Source organism: Carnobacterium sp. TMP28, from assembly GCF_047553015.1.
Lineage (GTDB): Bacteria > Bacillota > Bacilli > Lactobacillales > Carnobacteriaceae > Carnobacterium_A.
Map to the genome: position 1 here is coordinate 1,245,001 of NZ_CP180212.1, position 21,955 is coordinate 1,266,955.

At 35.9% G+C, this 21,955-nt stretch carries 23 protein-coding genes; 2 read left to right on the plus strand and 21 right to left on the minus strand.

Annotation, left to right across the window (positions count from 1 at the left end):
* The first annotated feature begins 104 nt into the window (after positions 1-104).
* Positions 105-773, plus strand: coding sequence for a deoxynucleoside kinase (locus tag ACMHYH_RS06040; RefSeq protein WP_414838508.1), 669 nt, complete (start codon positions 105-107; stop codon positions 771-773).
* Positions 774-796: 23 nt separating this feature from the next.
* Here ACMHYH_RS06040 and ACMHYH_RS06045 read toward each other — a convergent pair whose 3' ends face one another.
* The 15 genes from ACMHYH_RS06045 to ACMHYH_RS06115 form a co-directional block, all read right to left on the minus strand.
* The gene (locus ACMHYH_RS06045; protein ID WP_414838509.1) at positions 797-1,348 is read right to left on the minus strand and encodes a dihydrolipoamide dehydrogenase; all 552 of its coding nucleotides are present in this window, start codon (positions 1,346-1,348) and stop codon (positions 797-799) included.
* Between the two features lie 187 nt (positions 1,349-1,535).
* Positions 1,536-2,528 (minus strand): tagatose-bisphosphate aldolase, encoded by a 993-nt coding sequence (gene lacD / locus ACMHYH_RS06050; RefSeq protein WP_414838510.1) that lies wholly within the window; start codon positions 2,526-2,528, stop codon positions 1,536-1,538.
* A 14-nt stretch (positions 2,529-2,542) separates the two neighbouring features.
* On the minus strand, positions 2,543-3,694 hold the full coding sequence (nagA, locus tag ACMHYH_RS06055; protein WP_414838511.1) for an N-acetylglucosamine-6-phosphate deacetylase: 1,152 nt from the start codon (positions 3,692-3,694) through the stop codon (positions 2,543-2,545).
* A gap of 76 nt (positions 3,695-3,770) precedes the next feature.
* Positions 3,771-4,628, minus strand: coding sequence for a PTS system mannose/fructose/sorbose family transporter subunit IID (locus tag ACMHYH_RS06060; RefSeq protein ID WP_414838512.1), 858 nt, complete (start codon positions 4,626-4,628; stop codon positions 3,771-3,773).
* Positions 4,618-5,406, minus strand: coding sequence for a PTS N-acetylgalactosamine transporter subunit IIC (agaW, locus tag ACMHYH_RS06065; RefSeq protein WP_414838513.1), 789 nt, complete (start codon positions 5,404-5,406; stop codon positions 4,618-4,620). The genes ACMHYH_RS06060 and agaW overlap by 11 nt, the downstream gene beginning before the upstream one ends.
* Positions 5,407-5,434: 28 nt before the next feature.
* Positions 5,435-5,914: a PTS N-acetylgalactosamine transporter subunit IIB gene (agaV, locus tag ACMHYH_RS06070; protein WP_414838514.1), complete on the minus strand. Its 480-nt coding sequence runs from the start codon at positions 5,912-5,914 to the stop codon at positions 5,435-5,437.
* A gap of 28 nt (positions 5,915-5,942) precedes the next feature.
* Positions 5,943-7,112, minus strand: a complete 1,170-nt coding sequence (gene agaS, locus ACMHYH_RS06075) for a tagatose-6-phosphate ketose isomerase (protein ID WP_414838515.1) — start codon at positions 7,110-7,112, stop codon at positions 5,943-5,945.
* Positions 7,113-7,128: 16 nt separating this feature from the next.
* Entirely contained in the window at positions 7,129-7,557 is a 429-nt protein-coding gene (agaF, locus tag ACMHYH_RS06080; RefSeq protein ID WP_414838516.1) for a PTS galactosamine/N-acetylgalactosamine transporter subunit IIA, read from the minus strand.
* 17 nt (positions 7,558-7,574) lie between these two features.
* Positions 7,575-8,300: a GntR family transcriptional regulator gene (locus ACMHYH_RS06085; RefSeq protein WP_414838517.1), complete on the minus strand. Its 726-nt coding sequence runs from the start codon at positions 8,298-8,300 to the stop codon at positions 7,575-7,577.
* 159 nt (positions 8,301-8,459) lie between these two features.
* Positions 8,460-9,359 (minus strand): ROK family protein, encoded by a 900-nt coding sequence (locus ACMHYH_RS06090; protein ID WP_414838518.1) that lies wholly within the window; start codon positions 9,357-9,359, stop codon positions 8,460-8,462.
* An 83-nt stretch (positions 9,360-9,442) separates the two neighbouring features.
* Entirely contained in the window at positions 9,443-9,610 is a 168-nt protein-coding gene (locus tag ACMHYH_RS06095; protein WP_177173725.1) for a DUF6903 family protein, read from the minus strand.
* Positions 9,607-11,769 carry a 1,3-beta-galactosyl-N-acetylhexosamine phosphorylase gene (gene gnpA / locus ACMHYH_RS06100; RefSeq protein ID WP_414838519.1) on the minus strand — a complete coding sequence of 721 codons (2,163 nt, stop codon included), beginning with the start codon at positions 11,767-11,769 and terminating at the stop codon, positions 9,607-9,609. The genes ACMHYH_RS06095 and gnpA overlap by 4 nt, the downstream gene beginning before the upstream one ends.
* A 15-nt stretch (positions 11,770-11,784) precedes the next feature.
* Positions 11,785-12,666: a carbohydrate ABC transporter permease gene (locus tag ACMHYH_RS06105; protein WP_414838520.1), complete on the minus strand. Its 882-nt coding sequence runs from the start codon at positions 12,664-12,666 to the stop codon at positions 11,785-11,787.
* Between the two features lie 16 nt (positions 12,667-12,682).
* The gene (locus tag ACMHYH_RS06110; RefSeq protein ID WP_414838521.1) at positions 12,683-13,573 is read right to left on the minus strand and encodes a carbohydrate ABC transporter permease; all 891 of its coding nucleotides are present in this window, start codon (positions 13,571-13,573) and stop codon (positions 12,683-12,685) included.
* 79 nt (positions 13,574-13,652) lie between these two features.
* Positions 13,653-14,993, minus strand: coding sequence for a carbohydrate ABC transporter substrate-binding protein (locus tag ACMHYH_RS06115; protein WP_414838522.1), 1,341 nt, complete (start codon positions 14,991-14,993; stop codon positions 13,653-13,655).
* A gap of 164 nt (positions 14,994-15,157) precedes the next feature.
* On the opposite strand from ACMHYH_RS06115, the gene ACMHYH_RS06120 reads away from it, so the two are divergent.
* A complete protein-coding gene (locus tag ACMHYH_RS06120; RefSeq protein ID WP_414838523.1) occupies positions 15,158-15,991 on the plus strand; it encodes an AraC family transcriptional regulator in 834 nt (277 codons plus the stop codon).
* Between the two features lie 160 nt (positions 15,992-16,151).
* Here ACMHYH_RS06120 and ACMHYH_RS06125 read toward each other — a convergent pair whose 3' ends face one another.
* The 6 genes from ACMHYH_RS06125 to ACMHYH_RS06150 are packed head-to-tail and all read right to left on the minus strand — an operon-like array spanning position 16,152 to position 21,826.
* Positions 16,152-17,087, minus strand: coding sequence for a D-ribose ABC transporter substrate-binding protein (locus ACMHYH_RS06125; protein WP_414838524.1), 936 nt, complete (start codon positions 17,085-17,087; stop codon positions 16,152-16,154).
* 23 nt (positions 17,088-17,110) lie between these two features.
* Complete coding sequence (locus ACMHYH_RS06130; RefSeq protein ID WP_414838525.1) at positions 17,111-18,079, minus strand: ABC transporter permease; 969 nt, start codon at positions 18,077-18,079, stop codon at positions 17,111-17,113.
* 1 nt (position 18,080) lies between these two features.
* Positions 18,081-19,562, minus strand: a complete 1,482-nt coding sequence (locus ACMHYH_RS06135; RefSeq protein WP_414838526.1) for a sugar ABC transporter ATP-binding protein — start codon at positions 19,560-19,562, stop codon at positions 18,081-18,083.
* 11 nt (positions 19,563-19,573) lie between these two features.
* Positions 19,574-19,969 (minus strand): D-ribose pyranase, encoded by a 396-nt coding sequence (rbsD, locus tag ACMHYH_RS06140; RefSeq protein ID WP_414838527.1) that lies wholly within the window; start codon positions 19,967-19,969, stop codon positions 19,574-19,576.
* Complete coding sequence (gene rbsK, locus ACMHYH_RS06145; protein ID WP_414838528.1) at positions 19,944-20,849, minus strand: ribokinase; 906 nt, start codon at positions 20,847-20,849, stop codon at positions 19,944-19,946. The genes rbsD and rbsK overlap by 26 nt, the downstream gene beginning before the upstream one ends.
* Positions 20,846-21,826 (minus strand): LacI family DNA-binding transcriptional regulator, encoded by a 981-nt coding sequence (locus ACMHYH_RS06150; protein WP_414838529.1) that lies wholly within the window; start codon positions 21,824-21,826, stop codon positions 20,846-20,848. Before ACMHYH_RS06150 ends, rbsK begins: the two co-directional genes overlap by 4 nt.
* Between the last annotated feature and the right edge of the window lie 129 nt (positions 21,827-21,955).

The window sequence follows — 21,955 nt, forward strand, 5'->3', positions numbered from 1 at the left end:
TGATATTTGATGCTAAGCCCCTTTCAGTTTGCAAATTATGCTATACTAAGAAGTGCAAATTAACCGAAGACGACACCGGTCTTTGATAGGAGAGTGACCGTCAATTGAAAGGGGAACATAACGCAGTGATTGTTTTAGCAGGAATGATAGGTGCTGGTAAAAGTACGTACACAAAATTAATATCTGAAACATTAGGAAGCGATGCTTTTTATGAAAGTGTTGATGATAACCGTATCTTAGAAAAGTTTTATGAGGATCCAAAAAGATGGGCTTTTTCTTTGCAAATTTATTTTTTAAATACCCGTTTTCGCAGTATAAAGGCAGCATTTTTACATGAGAACAACGTATTAGATCGCTCAATTTATGAAGATGCCTTGTTTACAAAAATTAATTACGAAGAAGGCAATATGAGTGATGCTGAAATGGACACTTATCTAGATTTATTAGATAATATGATGGAAGAATTAGATGTCATGAAAAAGAAGTCACCTGATTTATTAATCTATCTTCGTGGTTCATTAGACACTGTTTTAAGCCGTATTGAAAAAAGAGGGCGTTCTTTCGAACAAATCGATGGCAACCAAAGCTTACTAGATTATTATACGCATCTTCATAGTCAATACGATAATTGGTTTGATTCTTATGATAAGAGTGAAACACTGATCATTGATATTGATAACCATGATTTAGAAAATCCCGCTGACGCACAAATCATTATGGACTTAGTTACAAAACGTTTGAGTGACGTTCGTTTAAATAAAATAAGTGTGTAAATAAAAAAAGTAAGCATTTTTGCTTACTTTTTTTTATTTTCTTCTAACCAAACACACCCAAATGTTTGAGAAGCTGGCAAAATCGCTGCATTTTTACCATGGTTATCATAGGCTTTAAAAAATAATTTTCCTTTTAGATTATATCCATATGCATAGACCAATACCCAATGATTTTGGTATGGACTTCCCAGTACTCTCGTTGTTCCAACTGTAATAGGTAATGGATTTGGTTTATTTAGCTGTTCCACTACCACTCTATCTGGAATAAAAGATAGTTTTGCTTTGTAATCAGGATTTCCTTTTAAAACAACAGCTAAACCATGTTTCAAGTCCCAAGGAAATGTCCCACGGTACATAAAAGTTTCATCAACGACTGATTTCAATCCTGCTACTAACAACTTTTTAGATAAGTCTTTTCCGTAACGGTTTTGGTACAAGTCATGCAATAGAACTGCACAAACATACGTCCCGCAGATACCTGGTTTTTCATTGTTAATCCATGAACGGTATCTGCTAAAACGTGTTGATTTTAATCCAACCCAATTTGTCGGATACTGATTCTTTTTTATCTCCATCTTTGTCCTCCTTGAATGAACTCATTCATCTAAAAATAGTTTTTTACTAAATAGAGTATAGCACTAACCTCTTTAGTTTGATTCTTTTTACATTTTTATTTTCTATATCATCAGATTAACAAAAACCGGCTACTAGCATTCAAAAAAAATCACTCTCATAAGATGTGAGAGTGATTTTTTTACACTATTATTTGTTAGATACTTTATCATACCAAGAAGATGCAGTTGTGTTTAATACAGCATTTAATTCTTCAATATTTTGTTTACCCGTTGTTTTTAACCACTCACGGCCTACTTCTTCTCCTTTTGTTGCATAAGGTTCTACGCCTTCTGACCAAGTTGCACGGCCGCATAAAACACCATTAAAAGTCGAACCAGCTTCTTTAGCAAAAACTAATGTATCTTGAAATAACTTAGCCGAAACTCCTGCACTTAAGAAAATGAATGGCAAGTCTGTTGCTTGGCTTTGTTCTTTGAAGTAAGCAGTTGCTTCTTCTTTTGTGTAGACTGTTTCTTCTTTAGCGAAACCTTCAACAAAGTTCATATTTACTGGAACTTCCATTTTTAATACATCGACTTTATAATCAGCTTTAGAAAATTCTTTCATTGCTTCGATCACTTTATGAGGTTTCACTTTAGCAAATGCTGCTCCCTTGACATCCTCATTCGTTGCATCATAAGTGACAATTTCTAAAAAGAAAGGAATATCTTCTGCTAAACACTCTGATCCTACGCGTTCCATGAAGACATGCTTTTGTTCGTTTATTTTTCTATCTTCATCGATATCATAATAAAGTAAGAATTTAATGGCATCTGCGCCAGCAGCTTTCAGTCTTTTTACTGACCATTCTGGCAGTAAATCAGGTAAACGACCTGGTTCAGTTGCATCGTAACCTGTTTTCTCATAAGCCACTAACAAACCAGCTTCTTTGTCGCGCACTTTCGCTGCAGGCAAACCGTACTCTGGATCTAATAAAATCGATGTCGCAAAAGGAGTTAATTCTTCAGAAACCAATTCTTTAAAACGAACAATCCCTTCATCTCCTACATCTGTTGTACTACCAGCAGCAATCATTTTTTTCAATGAGCCGCGTTGATCAATAGCTAAAGCACCAATAACACCCTTTTCGTCTGATAAACGTTTTAAAGCTTCCATTTTATTTGATGATACTTTTAACATATAATCTCCCCTATCTACTTGGTTTGGTAACGACATTTCCCATCTAAGAAAGTCGCTTTCAACGTTAAACTTGAATCTAAGACAATAAAGTCAGCTGCATAACCAGGAGCTATCTTGCCACAGTCATCTGCTATTTCTACACTTTTAGCGGGTACTATTGTTGCCATTTGAATCGCCTCTTCTGGAGTAGCGATACCCCATTCAACAACATTTTTCACAGCATCTTTCAATTCTAATACGCTACCGGCTAAAGAACCACTTTCAAGACGAGCTGCGCCATCTTTGACTTCGACAGGGAATTCACCTAACTCATAGTGTCCTTCAGGCATCCCACCAGCCATCATGCAGTCTGTTATTAAAACTGTTTCTTTTCTGCCTCTAGCATTCATTAGGATATTAGCAGCTACCGGATGAACATGGTGGCCATCACAAATCAGTTCAGCAAAAACACCTTTTAAATCCATTGCTGCTCCAACCATGCCTGGTTCACGATGATTTAATGGACGCATGCCATTGTAGGTATGAACAAAAATGGATGCTCCTTTTTCAACAGCTAACTTCGCTTCTTCATAGGTTGCATCACTGTGTCCTAATGCTACATCAATATGATCCTTAACAGCATACTCAATAAACTCACTTACTCCTGTTCTTTCTGGTGCAAGCGCAATTTTTTTAATTGTGCCACTAGATAACTCTTGCCATTTTTTTAATTTTTCAATCGTTGGATCACCAAAATATTTTGGATTTTGAGCACCCTTATACTTTTCAGTAAAAAATGGACCTTCTAAAAAAATCCCTTTTATTTTTGCGCCAGTTACCTGTTTATAATTATCTCCAACCAGTTTAACAACCTGATCTAATTTTTCTGTTGAAGAAGTTAATGTTGTTGCTAAGAAAGAAGTAACCCCACAAGAAAGTAAGCCTTCTGAAATAACATTCAGACCTGCTGCATCTGTTGCCATTAAATCATGGTTTTTAAACCCATGAATATGCGTATCTACTAGACCGGGAGCAATGCTATAACCCGTATAATCGAGTATCTCCTTACTCGTGTTTGGTTTTTCTTTATAAAAATCCCCAAATTTTCCTTCTATTATTTCTAAATAACCTGGTCCTGTAACGTTATTTTCGAGAAAAAATTGTTCTGCAAAAATATATTTTGACATCACTTTTTCCACCTCTAATTTTTATTCATACTACAACTGTAACACAAAAAGGGGAATAAATTCCCCCAATAAGTCTTTAGAATAATCCTACTAAACTACCAAGCAAACCAATTAGAACAGTCATTCCGATTAATGTTAAAGGAGATTTTCCTTTTTTCAATAACCAATAACAAAAGAATGTATACGCTAATGGAAGTAATTTAGGCATGATTTGGTCAATAACACCTTCTTGAATATTAACTGGAATCTCACCAGCTTGAATAACTAAGCCTAGTTTAAAGTTAACATAAGAAGCAACTAGAGCACCAACAACAGCCAAACCAACAATAGAAGCTGCACGAGAGATTTTCTTTGTGCCTTCTTTTAGTGAAGAAATAGCTTTTGTACCTGTATTGTAACCATAGTGCATTAAGAAGAATCTTAAGCCAAAGTGAACAATATTAAATGCAATTAAGAAAATAATTGGTCCAGCGACGTTTCCTTGTGAAGAAAGTGAAGCCCCTATTCCACCTGCAATCGGTAAAAGTGTGAGCCAGAACATCGCATCGCCAATACCACCTAAGGGTCCCATTAAAGCAACTTTGATACCACGAATCGTTGCTCTGTCTTCTTTGTTTTCTTCCATTGCGATGATAATTCCTTGAACAAATGTTACTAAGAATGGGTGCGTATTAAAGAACTGCATATGGTCTAACAAAGCAACTGAAAGGTCACCCTCATCTTTGTGGATTTTTTTCAAGCCAGGTATCAAACCAAAAGTCCAACCACCACCTTGCATTCTTTCATAGTTAAACGAAGCTTGTAAAAGTAGAGAACGCCAAACCATTTTATTCAAATCTTTTTTAGTAATCACTTTTTCAATTGTCGGATCATTGTACGTATTTTTAATAAAATCTTCTTTGTTTACTGTTGTCGTTGTCTCTTTAGATGCCATCACTGTAGTCCTCCTCTTCGTCAATACCACTAGCTACAACAGGCGTAGCCTTTGGAGTGTTTCCTTGGGACATGTAGTCGTATCCAGCAATTGCAACTGCTAGAATAGCTACAGCTAGAATTGGTAAGTTTAAATAGGCTGCTGCGACAAATCCCATTGCGAAGAATGGAGCATAAGACCATTTGAACATAATTTTAAGCAACATTGCAAAACCAACTGCTGGCATGATACCACCTGCAACACCTAAACCACTGATTAACCAAGCTGGCAATAGTCCAACGATTCCTGCTGCTTGTTCTGCTCCGAAATAAATAGGCAAGAATGAAATAGTAAAGAAGAAAATGAATAAGAATAAAGGTCCCATGTAATTCAAACGATCAATGGCTTTTGTATTGCCTTCCATAGCGTACGTATCCATTTTGTGCATAATTGGAGAATAAGCTGTAAATAATAATGTAATAAGAGCTTGTCCTGCAACTGCGAAAGGAACCGCAATTCCGACAGCTACTTCTGGTGCTTGACCCGATAAGATAGCGAAAGCTGTACCAATAATTCCACCAATTACAACGTTTGGTGGTTGAGCACCAGCAAGTGGCACCATTCCTGCCCAAACAAGTTCTAATGTTGCACCCGCGATTAAACCGGTTGTGAAATCTCCTAATATAAGTCCTACAACTGCCCCTGTAACAATGGGTCTGTGTATATGTGTTAAGCCGTTAAATTGGTCAATTCCGGCAATTCCAGCCCATAGGCCAATCAGTAATGCTTGAATAAACATGTTGTTTCCTCCCTTATCTTTTTGCTAGTTAGATTTTTGTCATTAAATCGAAACCACGTTCATTGGGTATGCCTTTTACTTCTAGCTTAACTCCTAAAGCAGTAAGTTTTTTAAATATAGCAATATCACTTTCATCGACAGATACAACTGGAGATATTTGTTTCTTTCCTTCAGAAAAATGTAGATTGCCAATATTGATTTCTTTTAATGGTACTCCTCCTTCGACAAGTCTCAATGCATCTTCGGGTGTCCGCACAACAAGTAAAATCTTTTGGTGAGGTGCAGCTTTATCAATGATGCGAATGGTTTTTTCAATAGTAAAGAAACGGCTTTGAGCTGTTTCTGGTAAGACCATGTCCATTAAGTTTTGTTGGACCTCGTCTGTCGCTACTTCATCGTTAGCCACAATGACTAAATTTGCCCCTAGGGTATTGGTCCAAGTCATTCCGACTTGACCATGTATTAAACGGTTATCAATTCGTGTTAATAAAATATTCGGTGTTCCCATAGATCATTCCTCCTATTAGTGTTGGTTTTTATTCGCTATAATCGTAAATCGTTACACCTTTAACAATGCGGTTAACCGTTCCAGTTGGTGATGGTGTATCTGGTTTATTTCCTACTTTGATAGAGGAAAGCAGTGAAACAGTTTGACCATAGATCACATATGGTAGAGCTAGGTATGCGTCTGGTACATCTTTGCCTTCTTTACCAAATGAGAATGCAGCACCATCAAAGTTTTGTTCTCCTGTTGTTTCAATTGCAATAACTGATTGAGCAATACCATCTAATTTTAATTCTTTTAAAATATCTAAATCATATTTACGTGTGTAAGCTTGATTGGAAACAAATACAAAAACCAGTGCTTTTTCATTTACAAATGATTTTGGTCCATGTCTAAATCCTAATGATGAATCAAAAGCTGTCACAACTTTTCCTGCTGTTAACTCAAGTACTTTTAATTGCGCTTCTCTTGTTAAACCTTCGAGACTTCCTGAGCCTAAATAAATAATACGGTCAAAATCGCCGTCAATCACTTCTTGAATTTCTGATACTCTTTCAACAACTGATGAACCCATTTGACGAATCGTCTTAACATAAGCTGCTTTTTCGTCTTCTTTTGCTGTATCAAAAACCAATAAGGCCGTTAGTGTCATACATGAAAAGCTTCCTGTCATAGCAAAACCTTGGTCATTTGAGCGTTCAGGCATCAGTAACAATAAATTATTTTTATCGCCCTTTGCTCGTTTTGCTAATTCGCCTTCTTTGGCACAAGTGATGGTTAGTTGATAGAAATCTTTTACTATTTGTTCGCCTAACTCGACACTAGCTACACTTTCTGGGCTGTTCCCACTTCTTGCAAATGAAACCAATAACGTTGGTACATCTGATTTCAAAAATTGATAAGGATTAGAAACCAGTGTTGTTGTAGGTATGGCAGCTAAATCCCATTGTTTTTCGTCAACTTTGCCTTTTAAATAAGGTGTAATCGTTTCTCCCACATAAGCAGAAGTACCTGCTCCTGTAAAAATAACGCGCATAGTATCATGTTTTGTTGTTAACTTCTCGAAGAACTCTTCTATATCTTTTTTTCTTTCTGTATAAGCTGTGTAAGCTTCTTCCCATAAGTCAGGTTGTTGTGCAATCTCTCTTGTCGTAATTGTTGCACCTAAATTTTCTAATTCTTCTTCATTTAATGTGAACAAGTTTAAACACTCCTCTTTATATTCCGTCTTCCATTTCTGAATCGACGCTATTTTTTTTCTTTTGGATAAATTCTTGTAAACCCTCTTTACCCGACACTAAAACTTTGGAAACAAACTCTTCTAAACTTAACTCTCGACTAAAACTACCGTCTAACAAAGCCGGTAAATTCGTTCCTGAAACGACTCTTAGTTTTTCTTTTTTTGTAGAAAGAATAACCGATTGATTGAACGGTGTTCCACCAGGAATATCGGTAAAAATAACCGTTCCTTGACCTTGCTCAACTGATTCAACAGCTATTCTCAGTGATTCTTGTAAATCCTCTGAACCCATTCCTTCTGAAAAATCAACCACTTGAAAGCCTTCTTGTTTTCCGGCAATGAGTTGGATAGATGAATTTAATCCGCTTGCAAATTCTCCGTGACCACTTAAAACAATTCCAATCATTTTATTCCTTCTTTCTTTTATTTAGAATGTCGAACGTTATAGACAAATTGATCACTTCTTGCCACACTACTTGTATACTCAATAACAATATTTTGTTTATTGTAAGACGTTCGTTGAATCCTTAAACACGATGAAAAGAAAGAAACTTCTAGCATCTCTGCTTCCTCGTCTGTGACAAGGCTAGCCGAGAATTCTTCATCAGCAATTTTAACTGTTTGATTGTAATCTTCTTTAAAAATTTCATATAAAGGCCGGGTAGATAATTTTTCTTTAGTTAAATTGGGAAATAAATAAGCAGGTATATAACTGATTTCAAACATCATCGGTTCTGTATTTGCTAAACGAATTCGCTCTAATCGATAAATTTCTTCTCCTTCTTTTAATCCCATTTGTTTGGCAAGTATCGGATTAACAGCATCTAATTCAAACGTCACAACAATTGTTTTTGGCTCTTTTCCTAGTTGACGCATGTGATCTGTAAAACTATAATTATCCATTAAATTTTTTCGTTCTTTTAACGCCCCAGATACAAATGTTCCTCGCCCATGTCTTTTGTAAATGTACCCTGAATTTTCTAATTCTGCTAAAGCTAAACGAACCGTTGTCCGACTCACATCGTACAATTGACAAATATCTCTTTCTGACATCATTTTGTCATTTGGTTGCATTTTTTTAGTAATATTAGCAATTAGAATATCTACAAGTTGGACATATAAAGGCGTTGCGCTATTTTTCTCAATCATTCGTGTCCCTCCAACTCAACTGGTAACTACTGGTAACTACCAGCTGAGTTAAATATAAATCAAATCAGTCAGACTGTCAATAGAAAACGCTATCTTTTTCAAAAAAAAAGTATGTTTACCTTATAGTTGTCGACTAATAAGGTAAACATACTTATTTATTTATTTAAAGACACTTAAACCAGCACCTAAAATTCCATTATCCTGTGCTAGTTGACTAATAAATAACCGTTCTAAAAAAGATTTTTGTTCTTCAATCAAATAATGGTTCAACTTTTCTTTTATACTTGTCAGTAAAAAAGGATTATGAACAATTACGCTGCCACCAAAAACAATTTTCTGTGGATCAATTAGGCTAGTTACCGCATAAATGCCTTGTGCTAGATTATCAGCAACCTCTTCAATAATTGCTTGATAGCCTTCAACACCTTTAGAATACTGTTCAAAAACCTCTTTAGTCGTTATTTCTTTTAACCCTAATTTTTTTTCTGCTAGACGTTGAATTGCTGGCCCAGATCCAACTTGTTCTAAGCGTTGATTTTTTGAACCATTGGACTCTGGCAGGACAGGAATTAAGCCCAATTCTCCAGCAAAACCTGCTCCTCTGAGAAATTCACCATTATGGATTGTCGTACAAGAAACGCCTGTACTAATCGTCATGTAGACAAAAGTTTCTTCTTGACTCATTTGTGCCATTTTCCATTCTGCATAAGCAGCCATGTAAACGTCATTATCAATCACGATTGTTTCCACATCAAATCGTTCTTTTAGTCGACTGACAACTGGAAAATCTTTCCAAGGAATATTATTTTGAAATACGGCTATTCCGTTGATTCTATCTACTTTACCCGGAACACCTACTCCTATACCTGTTATTTCATTTAAAGAAGTAGCTGAATCAGATAGTACCTGATTTACTAATTGAACCACTTGCTCAAAAAGCGTTTCGCAATTGGTTACATCACTTTTCACTTCGATTCGATGATGCCATTCACCTGCTTCTGTCACTAGTGCGGCCGCAATTTTTGTGCCACCAATATCTAAAGCAATAGCTTTTTTCATTTGTACACTCCCTTTTTCTTATCTAGTAAAAACGAAAACTTTATCAAAGCAAGAAAATTGCTTCAATAAAGTCTTCAACTCTTTTAAACGTATTTTTGATTATAATTGTACAATAGACCTAGTAATCCAGTTAAACCAACGAGCATGATACCCAATTCGATTTTACCCGTATTTCTTTGTCCAATAATAACTAGTGCTAAACTAATGACAAAAATAATGAGCTTAATGATTATCCACGTACGCTGTTTCATGTGTATTCCTCCCACCGAATCTCGCTAGGTGCTAATGTTACTTGCGAAGCCTGTCCTCTTCCGTCATAAACAGTTGTTTGTTGCTCCACCATTGAATTGTTTACAATCGCCATTTTTTTAATAGACGGATAAGCATGAACTTCACATTGAATGTTGCTTGCATGCCACTTAGTAAACTCATTTTCTTTATTGGCTGCATAGAATAACGCCCGCATTAACAGCCGTGTATTCTCTTGGCTATAAGGTAGTCCTGCCATATAAACAGCCCGCCCTTTACCAAAATTGTTACTTGACAGGTGGACTTCTCCATCAGAGTATTCAATAATTTCAGTAGTTTCTGATAAAGCATAAACATTTTTCATCGTTTCGCCAAAATCAAAGCTTGTTGCATCTGCTGAAATAAAATGCTTTTCTAAAGCCGTAGTAAAGTATTTATCCGTTGATAAACTAAATCCTAGTTCTTTATCAACGCCAAGTGCCGTTGCCAGTTGGAAATAATGCCCTTCATGCTGATGAGCAGACGGTTCTCCAATACCAACAAAGCCGCCACCTTCGTGAATCCATTGTCTAATCGTTGTAATGAGTGTTTCATTCATCCATTCTTTGCCTCCTGAAAAGGCAGTTCCTTCATCTCCAGCATTAATAATAACATCAATATCTTTGTCTACACCATTTTTAACAATATCTTCAAAACTAACAAAGACAACGTCGACTGCTGCTCCGCTTAATGATTCAATCACACCCAAATAAGAATAAATTTGTTTGTACCATAAAGCATGAGCAACCATATGTGTTTGCCATGTTCGTAGTTTGCCCCATGAGTTTAAAATAGCTACTTTAACACCTGTGTATGGTTTAACATCTTTAATTGTATCATAGATTTCACGGAACTCATCTGTGATGTCAGCAATGTAATCAACAAAACCAGGGAATTTATAGGCTAAACTCAAATACCCACCATAACCAATACGATCAACTGGGCTACGCAACATCGCTCTACGTGCTGTTAGCCAATTTTCATTTGCTTCGATAACAGGATCATTGCCTTCAAAAAATGTATCCGGGAAAAAGTAAGGTAAAAAACGACCTTCTGTGTAGTTAACGTGTGGAATATCAGCAATCATACGCAATGTTGCTCCGCCACCGACGCTTCCAACAACTGCATCCAAGCCAATCATTTCAAAGTGCTTGCCATAAGGTTCTGTGCCAATCCAGTTGTCACCTAAGAACATCATGGCTTCTTTGCCACTTTCGTGAACAATATCAACGAGTTCTTTGGCTTCTTTAGCAACAAAATAGTGAATGAAATCCATATAGTCTAAATACGTTTTTGTTGGAATACGAAAAGCCGTATTGTAATACCCACAATCAACGATGTCTTCTGGTCTTAAGCGGTACCCTTTTTCTAGCTCGAAAGCATCTAGTGCAGCTACTGAAACACTTGCTCCATAGCCAAACCAGTCAACAAATTTCTCTTTACCTAACTGATTAAACACAAGTGTAAAATGGTAGAAGAAAGTCGTAAATCGCACAATATCTGTTGCAGGATTATCGATTAACCACTGTTTTAAATATTTTTTCATAAATTCGTTCGAATAAGGTTGTCTAACATCAAAAGGAATATCGTGGGGTTTATCGCCCCAATCATTGGTGATGTGGTTATACATTTGGGTTGGATCCCATATCGCGTAAACTAAGAATGAAACGGTGTACTCATGAAATGGAATAGCAGTCAAAATCGTAACCGTTTCGTCTGTTTCATTCGCTTCCCAATTTGCTGGATCAACAATCTCTCCTGTTGTACGGTCAATAACTTCCCAATATTTTTTAGGGTCATGAATAAAATCAGGTCTTAATTGCTCCGCAAAGTAGCCATCCATAAATGAAATACTGATCTTTTCTGAAAGTGCTGTCTGAAATAAACTCATTAAGTAAATTTGTTGGCATTCTTCTAGGTGTTTTTCTGCAAACTCATTGTGAGCGCGAGCAACGAAATAAGTTGTATAAATTTTTGCGTCCAACTCTTTGATTTCGTCATCTAATTTTGTTCCATCACTATCTCGTATTGCGTCAGCACCCCAACGCTCCATCATTTCTTTTGTTTCAGCTAAAAAATTTTGTTCACTAGGTAACGTCACTCTTCCAGTGCTTTTCTTCATTTGATTAACCTCTTTCTAGTCTTTTAATCCTCCAAGGCTCATCCCTTGAGTCAATTTCTTTTGTACTAACACATATAAAATCAACGTCGGAAGCATAACAATAACCATACCAGCATACATCTGACCGTAGTTAGCAGCTGATTTTTGAGCAGCCATTAAATTCATTAGTCCTACTGGTAAAGTTTTGTTTTTCCCTGGAATCAACGTTAAAGCGATAATGTATTCGTTCCAGAACGTTAAAAAGTTGAATAAAATAATGGTAATAATACTTGGACGTGCCATTGGTATCATAATTTGAATCATTGTTTTGAAATAGCCTGCTCCATCAATAAAAGCCGCTTCTTCAAATGTTGTCGGTAACGTTTGGAAATAACTCGATAACAGATAAATTGTAAACGGTAGGGCTGTTGCAGCATAGACAATTGAAAGCACAAACAAGTTATCCAATAAGAATCCTTCACCAAAATAGGTTCGAAGGAACGTATCGCCTTTTAGCAACATCAAGAAAATAGGCACAACAATGTAGTTTACGTTGATAAATAATCCTGCTTTGAAAAAGGTATTCATTAATTTGCTGCCTTTAAAGGTATAGCGTGCTAAAACGTAGGCTGCTGGTAAAGCAACAATCAGTAAAATAACTAATGAAAGTGCTGTTACCATAAAGGAATTCAATAAGTACGTTCCCATACTTGCTTTTTGGAAAGCATCAATGAAGTTTTGGAAATAAAACCCTTTGGGCATTGCCCATGGATTATTGTAAAATTCAGCATTTTCTTTGATTGAGGCTAAGAAGACCCAGGCTACAGGAACGAAAATCGTAACCGCTAAAGTGATCAAAGCCATATAAATAAATAAACGATAAAGCTTATCGACACTCATATTTTTTATCTTTTTCATTTTAATGTAGTCCTCCTTAGTACTCAAGTACTTCGCGTTTAGTAATGTGACTAATAATAGCTGCTAAAGCGAATGAGAATAAGAAAATCACCACTCCAATTGCCATACCATAGCCATATGATGAATTCGTATACGCTTGTTTATACATATAGCTCAAAAATACTTCAGTTGATCCATCTGGTCCGCCACCTGTCATCGCTTGTACCAAAAGGAAACTTAAATTAATTGTACTAATAATAAAGAATGTTAACGTTGTACGAATATTGTTCCAGATTAACGGTAAAGTAATATTGAAAAACTGCACAAAACGACCGGCACCTTCTAAAGCTGACGCTTCGTAATAACTTTCTGGAATGCTTGCCATACTAGACATGTACATGACCATGTAATACCCAATCGCTTGCCAGACTAATGCTCCAGCGATACTATAAATGACAATTTTTTGATCGCCTAACCAAAGTTGTTGTAAATTTTCTAGCTTCAAAGCTGAAAAGAAATTATTCAATAGTCCTGTATTTGGATCGTAAATAGCTGAAAAGATACCAGAGATAACAACGACTGATAAAATATTGGGTATGTAGAAAATAATACGGAATAAATTATCGCCTTTAACTTTTTCTCTAGAAAGTAACGTTGCGTATAAAATAGCAAAAACCATTGTAATTAACGTTACAACCACAATTAATAAGATACTATTTTGGAAAGCTCTAAAGAAATTCATGTCATTCCATAATATTTTAAAATTAGCTAAACCGACAAATTCTTGGTTGTTTGAAAATCCGCCCCACTTGTACATTGACATCCTGAATACTTCAACGGTTGGCAGTAAAATGAATGTCGCTAACAAAATTAGTGCTGGAAGGATACTAACTATAATAAAAAAATTCTTTTCTTTTTTCTTGTTCATTCTCTTCACCTCAATTTAATAAATAGAACGATGAGGGAATTAACCTCACCGTTCAAACTTCGTGAAATTTAATTTATTTTTATTTCAAAGCTGGTCTTAATTGGTCACTAGCTTTTTCGACTCCTGCTTGCCATTCTTCGACTGTTTTATCGCCAGTAACAACACTATCTACTGTTGCGAATAACTCATCTGCCATGCTGACACCTTCAACAGCATCTGTTGCAGCAAATCCACCCATACCAGCTTTTGCACCAGTATCATAGATACTATAGAATAATTGGTTGTCGCCTGATAATTTATCAGAGATTCCTTCAATAGGCTGTACAGCTCCTGCTTCAGCAAAAATAGTTGCTGCTTCGTCAGAGTAAACGTACGTGATAAATTCTTTAGCTGCATCTTTATTTTCAGCTGCTTCTGGAACCCATAATTGTTCAAAGAATGTAAAGGCATAGCGATCTCCGCCTTCTTCAATAGCTGGTAATGCTGTCATTCCCCATTCGAATCCGTCTGATCTTGGAGCTTCTGCCATCTCGCCTACTACCCAAGTTCCATTAGGCATGAAGAGTGCTTTGTCATCAAGAATCAACTGTTGGTTTTTAGTGAAGTCACGGTCATTTCCGTTTGCGACAGTTGTTGGCTCTGTGTATTGTGCTAATTTACCAACGATTTCAAAGGCTTTCGTTGCTTCTGGTGTTTCCCAGATGCCATCTTCATAACTCATTGCACGGTTATAAAAATCAGATCCGCCAACTTCAAATAATAATGAATAGAAGAATGCATCAAAGTAACCTGCATGAGGATAAGTGAATAATGAAATTCCTTCTGCTTTAGCTTTATCGCCTAATTCCCACATCTCATCCCATGTTTCTGGAACATCCCAACCTTTTTCAGCTAGTAAGTTTTGATTGAAAAATAAACCTGTTGGACTATAAAACATTGGTGCAAGATACGTTTTTCCATCATTGTATGGATTTGTTACTAATGTATCCGTAAATCCTGGTACTAATTTTTCGCTTACTTTTACTTCCTCACCATAAACATCCATATCTAATACATCTGTTAATTCTTCTAAAGCATTGTCTTTAATCATTGTTTCTGGAAGAGCTAATTTACGACCCGTTCCAAGTAAAACAACATCAGGGTATTTTCCTGCTTTCATATTTGGACTAATGACTTCTTCTAAATTTTTGTCAACAGTTAATTCTACGTCTACATCTGGATTAGCTTTTTCGTATGATGCAACAATATTGTCCCACATTTCTGAACCATAAGCTGATTCAAGTGCAGCTATGTGTAGAGTAGATTTCCCTTCACTATCGCCACCCGCTGCTTCTTCTTTATTTGTATCATCGTTGCCACAAGCCAATAAAGCTACTGAAAATAAAGCGACCGAACTTGCCAATAAAAATTTCTTATTCATCATAAATCCCCCTCTTATCTTCTTTACCTCTAAATTATACGGTTGAAAAAACGCTTTCACAATCGATATCTTGCTGTATTTTTTATGTTTCTTGTTTTAATTGAAATCATTGACTAAAAACTTTATACTAAATACAGGATTCTTATTTGAATGGAGGCCTCAACGTGTCTAATATTGTTTATGAAATGCCTTATAGTCACCAGTATGATTTATCAACGCCTTTACTTTATGTTACAAAATCGATGTATGAAAATGATTGGCATAGCTTAAACCATTCACATCACTTTACAGAATTATTGTATATCACTAGAGGAAAGGGTTCGGTCTTTATCTTGGACAAAGAAATAACTGTTCGTGCAAAGGATCTCATTATCATCAATTCTTATGTTGAACACACCGAAAAATCTTCAATAGACGACCCTCTTGAATACATCGCTCTAGGTATTCAAGGAGTTTTTTTCTCGCTTTCTACTGACCAAGATACACCTATTCCTTATTATAGATACAAAGATACAGATGGCGAATATTTATTTTATTTAAAAAAACTAGTAGAAGAAGTCCAGAATCAGAAAAAAAATTATGCGGTTATCGCTCAAAGTCTGTTGGACATTTTATTAATCAAAGTCTTACGTAGAAATACGTTAAAGGTTGAAAAGACTGAAAACCAAAAATTAAGTAAAGATATTGCGGAAATTAAAAAATATATAGAAAACTCTTTTAGAGAGGAAATAAATTTAGATAGTTTAGCAAGAATGAGCCACATTAATAAATATTATTTAGCTCATTCTTTTAAGTCAATCATAGGAATTTCTCCTATTGAATACCTTATTAGCATCCGCATCAAGGAAAGTAAGATGTTATTAAAAACAACCAGTTACCCTATCTCCGATATTTCTACCATTGCAGGTTTTTCTTCTCAATCTTTTTTCTCACAATCCTTTAGGCGTATGACTAATATGACTCCTTCTGCCTATAGAAAGAGCAAAGCAAATAGCTGATTCGCTTTCAAAAAGCTAGCGACACATCATTCTTTCTTTTCCAAGCTTTTCTAATTGATTTATGACTAGTAGTGACTTGACTTAAGTATTAAACGCAAAAATACAGCATAAGCGACAATGGCTTATGCTGTATTTTATTTTTATTATTAAAGGTTATCTCTTATTTGTCACTTTTAATTAATTCTAATGGTGAAGGAATAGATTTCTCAACGTCTTTACCAGCAAAGTGATCAAAAGCTGCTTGCATAGCTAATTTACCCATTTCAGCTGGTTGTTGTGCTACTGTTGCACTTAGTGTTCCAGCTTCGATTGCTGCTAAACCATCATCTGTTCCATCAAAACCAACAACTTGAATTTCGCCTGTTTTACCAGCTGCTTGGATGGCTTGAATTGCGCCTAATGCCATTTCGTCATTTTGAGCAAAAACAGCTTGAATTTCAGGATTTGCTTGAAGCATATTTTCCATAACTGTTAACCCTTTAGCACGGTCAAAGCTAGCTGTTTGCTTGTCAACAACGTCTAATGTATCTTTAGCATAATCGTCAAATCCTTGGCCTCGTTCGTTTGTAGCAGAAGCGCCTGGGATTCCTTCAAGCTCAGCAACTTTTGCTTGTTTACCAGAAATTTCTTCAATGTATTGAGCAGCAATTTTTCCGCCTTCTACGTTATCTGAAGCAACTAATGTGATAACTTCTCCGCCTTCACTTGAACGGTCAATTGTGATAACTGGAATACCAGCGCCATTTGCAGCTTCAACAGATGGTGAAATAGCAGATGAGTCAACAGGGTTTATCAATAAAATATCGACTCCTTGTTGAATCAAATCATCAATGTCATTGCTTTGTTTAGATGTATCATCTTGAGCATCCAATACTTTTACTTCTGATCCTTTTTCTTCAGCTAAATCAACAATTCCATCTTTTACTGAAATAAAGAAAGGGTTATTTAACGTTGATAAAGACACACCAATCACTAAATCTTTAGCTTCTTTTTCTTCAACAGCACCTGAATCCTTGTTGTCTCCTTCTAAAGTAGCACTGCCACATCCACCTAAAAATAATACTGCTGCTGCTGCAAAACCGATAAGTTTTTTCATCTTCTTTTCCTCCTATAGTCTTTTTATTTTTTTCTATCCAATAATACCGCAATAATGATAACGATCCCTTTCACGATTTGTTGGTAAAAGCTAGATACTCCTAGCAAGTTTAACCCATTATTCAATGTCCCCATAATTAGCGCACCAATTAAGGTTCCAACAAGTCTACCGCGTCCGCCTGAAAGGCTTGTTCCGCCTAATACAACAGAAGCAATCGCGTCCATTTCATAAGATTGTCCAGCAGTTGGTTGAGCTGAATTCAATCTTGACGTAATGATGATACCGGCTACAGAGGCCATCATTCCGGAAATAGCATAAATAGCTATTTTAATACGATCGCTTTTGATACCAGCGATAAAAGCAGCTTTTTCATTGCCGCCAATAGCAAAAACTTTTCGACCAAACGTCATTTTGTGTAACAAAACAAACAATACTGCAAAGCAAAGCAACATCACTACAACTGGGAAAGGAATACCGAACAAATAACCACGTCCAATAAATTTAAAGATAAAGCTATCTCCAATACCAGTAATTGGATTTCCGTTAGTAAAAACTAACGTTGCTCCTCTAAAAATAGTCATCGTTGCTAGAGTTGCAATAAAAGGTGCCATTTTTCCTTTTGTGATTAATAATCCATTAAATCCTCCTAATAGTCCACCAGCAATAATAGCTAGAACCATCGCTACTAATGGATCTAACCCGGCTACAATTCCACCGGCCATTAACGCACTACTTAAAGCTAACGTTGAACCAACGGATAAATCTATTCCACCAGTTAAGATGACAAACGTCATTCCAAAAGCAATTAAGGCATTCGTTGAAACTTGTCTTAATAAATTTAATAAGTTATTTGGCGCTACGAATCCTGGATTAAGAATGGTTACAAAGATGACCAACACAATTAGTGCTAATAGCGGTCCTAGTTTTCCAATCAATTCTTTTCTTGAATTTTTTTGTTCGGCTAATTTTAATTGTTTTGTATCTGAACTCATATCAATATCCCCCAGTAGCAAGACTCATAATTTTTTCTTCTGTTGCTTCGATTCTATCCAACTCACCAGCGATTGTACCTTCATGAACAACGATAATTCGATCGCTAACCCCTAGTACTTCAGGCAAGTCACTTGAAACCATGATAATCGCTACACCACGATCGGTTAGTTCATTCATTAATTGATAAATTTCTCGTTTTGCACCAACATCGACTCCCCTAGTTGGCTCATCTAAGATGAGAACTTTTGAACCTATCCCAATCCATTTTGCAAGAACAACTTTTTGTTGATTCCCACCAGATAAATTTGAAACAGCTAATTCCGCAGATTGAGCTTTTACGCTTAATCGTTTCATTAATAATTCAACAAAGTCTTTTTCAGCAACCTCGTCAATCAAACCTCTCTTTTTAAACCCATCTATTGAGGGTAGTGAAATATTTTCCTTAATCGAATAATCTAAAATTAAGCCTTCATCTTTTCGATTTTCTGTTAAAAACCCAATTCCTTGATGGATTGCATCGTTTGGTGTTTTAATCTTGAGTAAGTTATTTTCTAAATAGACTTCTCCTTGATCTAAGCTATCAATACCAAAGATTGCTCGCATCATTTCCGTCCGACCTGATCCCATTAATCCAGAAAAACCAACAATTTCACCTTGTCTTACGTTAAAAGAAACATTTTCAAATACCCCTTTTTTAGTTAGGTGACGTCCTTCAAAAACAATTTCACCTATTTCTGATTTTTTTTCAGGGTAATAATCATCTAAATCACGTCCAACCATTTTACGTACGACTTCATCTACATTTGTTTCACTTGTTTTTGTTGTATTAATAGAGACGCCATCACGCATAACCGTAATTGAGTCACTAATTTTGAATATTTCTTCCATTCTATGAGAGATATAAATAATAGCTACGCCTTTTTCTTTTAAATTCAGAATGATTTTAAATAACACTTCAATTTCTCTTTCTGTTAACGCAGCAGTTGGTTCATCCATAATCAAGACTTTTGCATTAGTCATAAGAGCTTTTGCAATTTCTATCATTTGTTGCTGACCAACGGATAGTTGGCTCACTTCTAAGTTTAAATCGATTGCAATACCTAAATCATCAAAAATAGCTTTTGCTCTTTTTTCCATGTCTTTTTTATTCAACCAACCAAACTTATTTTTTAGCTCTTTTCCAATAAATAGGTTTTCTACAACGGTCATTTGAGGCCACGTATTCATTTCTTGATGAATGAAGCTCACGCCATGCTCTTCCGCTTCTTTAGGATTTTCATAGACGGTTTCTTTTTTATCAATCATGATTTCACCCGTATCGTATTTGTGCATACCGGTTAGAATATTCATTAACGTTGATTTCCCAGCACCATTTTCTCCCATCAGTGCATGGATTTTACCTCCTTTTAATTCAATATCAACGCCTTTAAGAACAGAGTTTGTACCGAAACTTTTTGTGATGCCTTTCATTGTAACGTCCATTTTTTTACCCCCTAGAATAGCACGCCCGATTGTAAGATAATATTGGAATAAGGTGTTGCTTCTCCTGTTCTAATGATAGCTTTTGAATACCTTGTTTGCTTTTTAAACTCTTCATGGCTGCTGTAATGAATTGGTTTATCGCCTAATTTTTCTTTAATTAATGCTAATTGAGCTGGATTATTCGACTTAATTTCGTCCGCTAAGATAACTTCTTCAATCTCCATTTCCTTTATTAAAATATCTAATAGTTTTTGAAAGGGAGGGTCGTTTAAAGTTAAGGCTAAATCTATTTTTTTTACTCCAGTTGGAATAGGCAATCCTGCATCTGCAATGACGATTTGATCCATATGGCCTAAATCAGCTAATAACTTAGCCATGTCACTATTTAATGTTCCATTCTTTTTCATAAAGTCCACTCTCTTTCATCTCTACTAATGTTGGCATACCACTTTGTGCACCGAATTTTTGAATCGATAACGCTGCGGCTAAATTACCAAAACGGATACTTTCTATCATATCTAGTCCAGCTGTCAACGCAACACCAAAAGCTCCGTTAAAGGTATCTCCAGCTCCTGTTGTATCTATTGGTGTGACTTTATATGAATCAACGTGAACTTCTTTTTCACCATCATTGAAATAAACCCCCTTAGAACCCATTGTGACAATTAATTTATTGGGATACTTAGCCATTCCTTCTGATAAAGTTAATGTTGGGAAAAGCAAAGTAAATTCTGATTCATTCGGAGTAAAATACGTAACTTGATCGATTAGAGCTTGATCTACTTTTTTAGCAGGAGCTGGATTATAAATTGTTTTTATACCTTTTTCAAAACAAGTTTGAATCACTTGCTCAATAATATCTAACGGCGTTTCGTTTTGTATAATAACAACGTCGCTTGATTCTAATTGTGATTGAGCGAGATTAATTTGTTCTTTGGTTATCTCATCATTGGCTCCAGGAATATAGATAATGCTGTTGTCTCCATCAACAACGGTGATATGTGCAGATCCTGAAGGTTTTTGTGTAACCCTTTCCACAAAAGTTGTGTCAATGGAATTATTTTCTAAATTCAATACAATCTCTTTTCCAAAAAGGTCTGACCCAACTGTTCCAATCATACTGACTTGTCCGCCTAAACGAGCAGCCGCAACCGCTTGATTAGCGCCTTTTCCACCAAATGTTGTCGTAAAAAGTTCTCCAAAAATAGTTTCGCCAACAGTTGGTCTTTTATCTGCTGTTACAACAAAATCTGTTGACAAACTGCCTACAACGGTCATGTTACTCATACGTTTTCCTTCTTTCTTAAAGACTCTCTTATTTCAAGCTTTACTGGCAATTGAATCGTTTTTTCTTTTACTTTCAATCCTTCTATCCGGTTGCACAATATTTCAGCACCTTTATAGCCAATTTGATACGCTGGTTGTACAATGGTTGATAGACTTGGGTACATCAATTTACTATAAGGATTGTCATCGTATCCAATCACTTGAACATCTGTTGGAATGGTTAATCCTCGACGAATCGCTTCACGCATAATGGTTAAAGCATGAATATCATTTGACGCAATAATGCTTGACACATCAGGAAACAGTTCGAATAATTGGTAAGCCGATTCTTGAGCGGAGTCAAATTGATAGGACTCTGTTTCAAACAACTGATACGGTACATTATTTTCTTCCAATACTTTGACACTGCCAGCTAAACGAACGAGTGAATTTGAAATCGATCGTGGTCCAACCATCACAACCACTTGACCAGGACTTCTTTCACTTACAGCTAATGCTGCTAGCATTCCACCTTGGTAATCATCAGAATGAACAGAATATTCTTTATCTGAAGTAATTCTATCTAACATGACAAAAGGCATATTTTTTAAATCATTTGAACTACTCTCAACAGCTGATAACACACCTGCTACATTGTTTTGAGCAAAAGTCCGTATGTATTCTGCTTCTTTCAAGGGATTCTCTTGGACATTGCCTAAAATTAATTTGTATCCCATTTCATTTACCTTATCCTCTACACCTTTAGCAACTAATGGAAAGAATGGATTGGCAATATCTGGTAAAAGCAAGCCAATTAATTTAGATTTTTTTTGAAAGAGTGAACGAGCTACTTCGTTAGGATAAAAATCCAATTCTTTGATTGCTGCTTCAACTTTCAACTGACTTTTCTCACTAACATACCCGCTTTTGTTCAATGCTCTTGAAACAGTTGCTACGGATACACCAGCTAGCTTTGCAACATCTTTGATTGTTTTCATCCCATTCACCTCATTAAGTCTGTTTAATGTGTAACCGATTACATACATATAATAGCATTTTTATTTTCCGTATGCAAGCGTTATCATTAAAAAGTTTTAAAAAAATAAACAGAATAAAAAAATATTCTG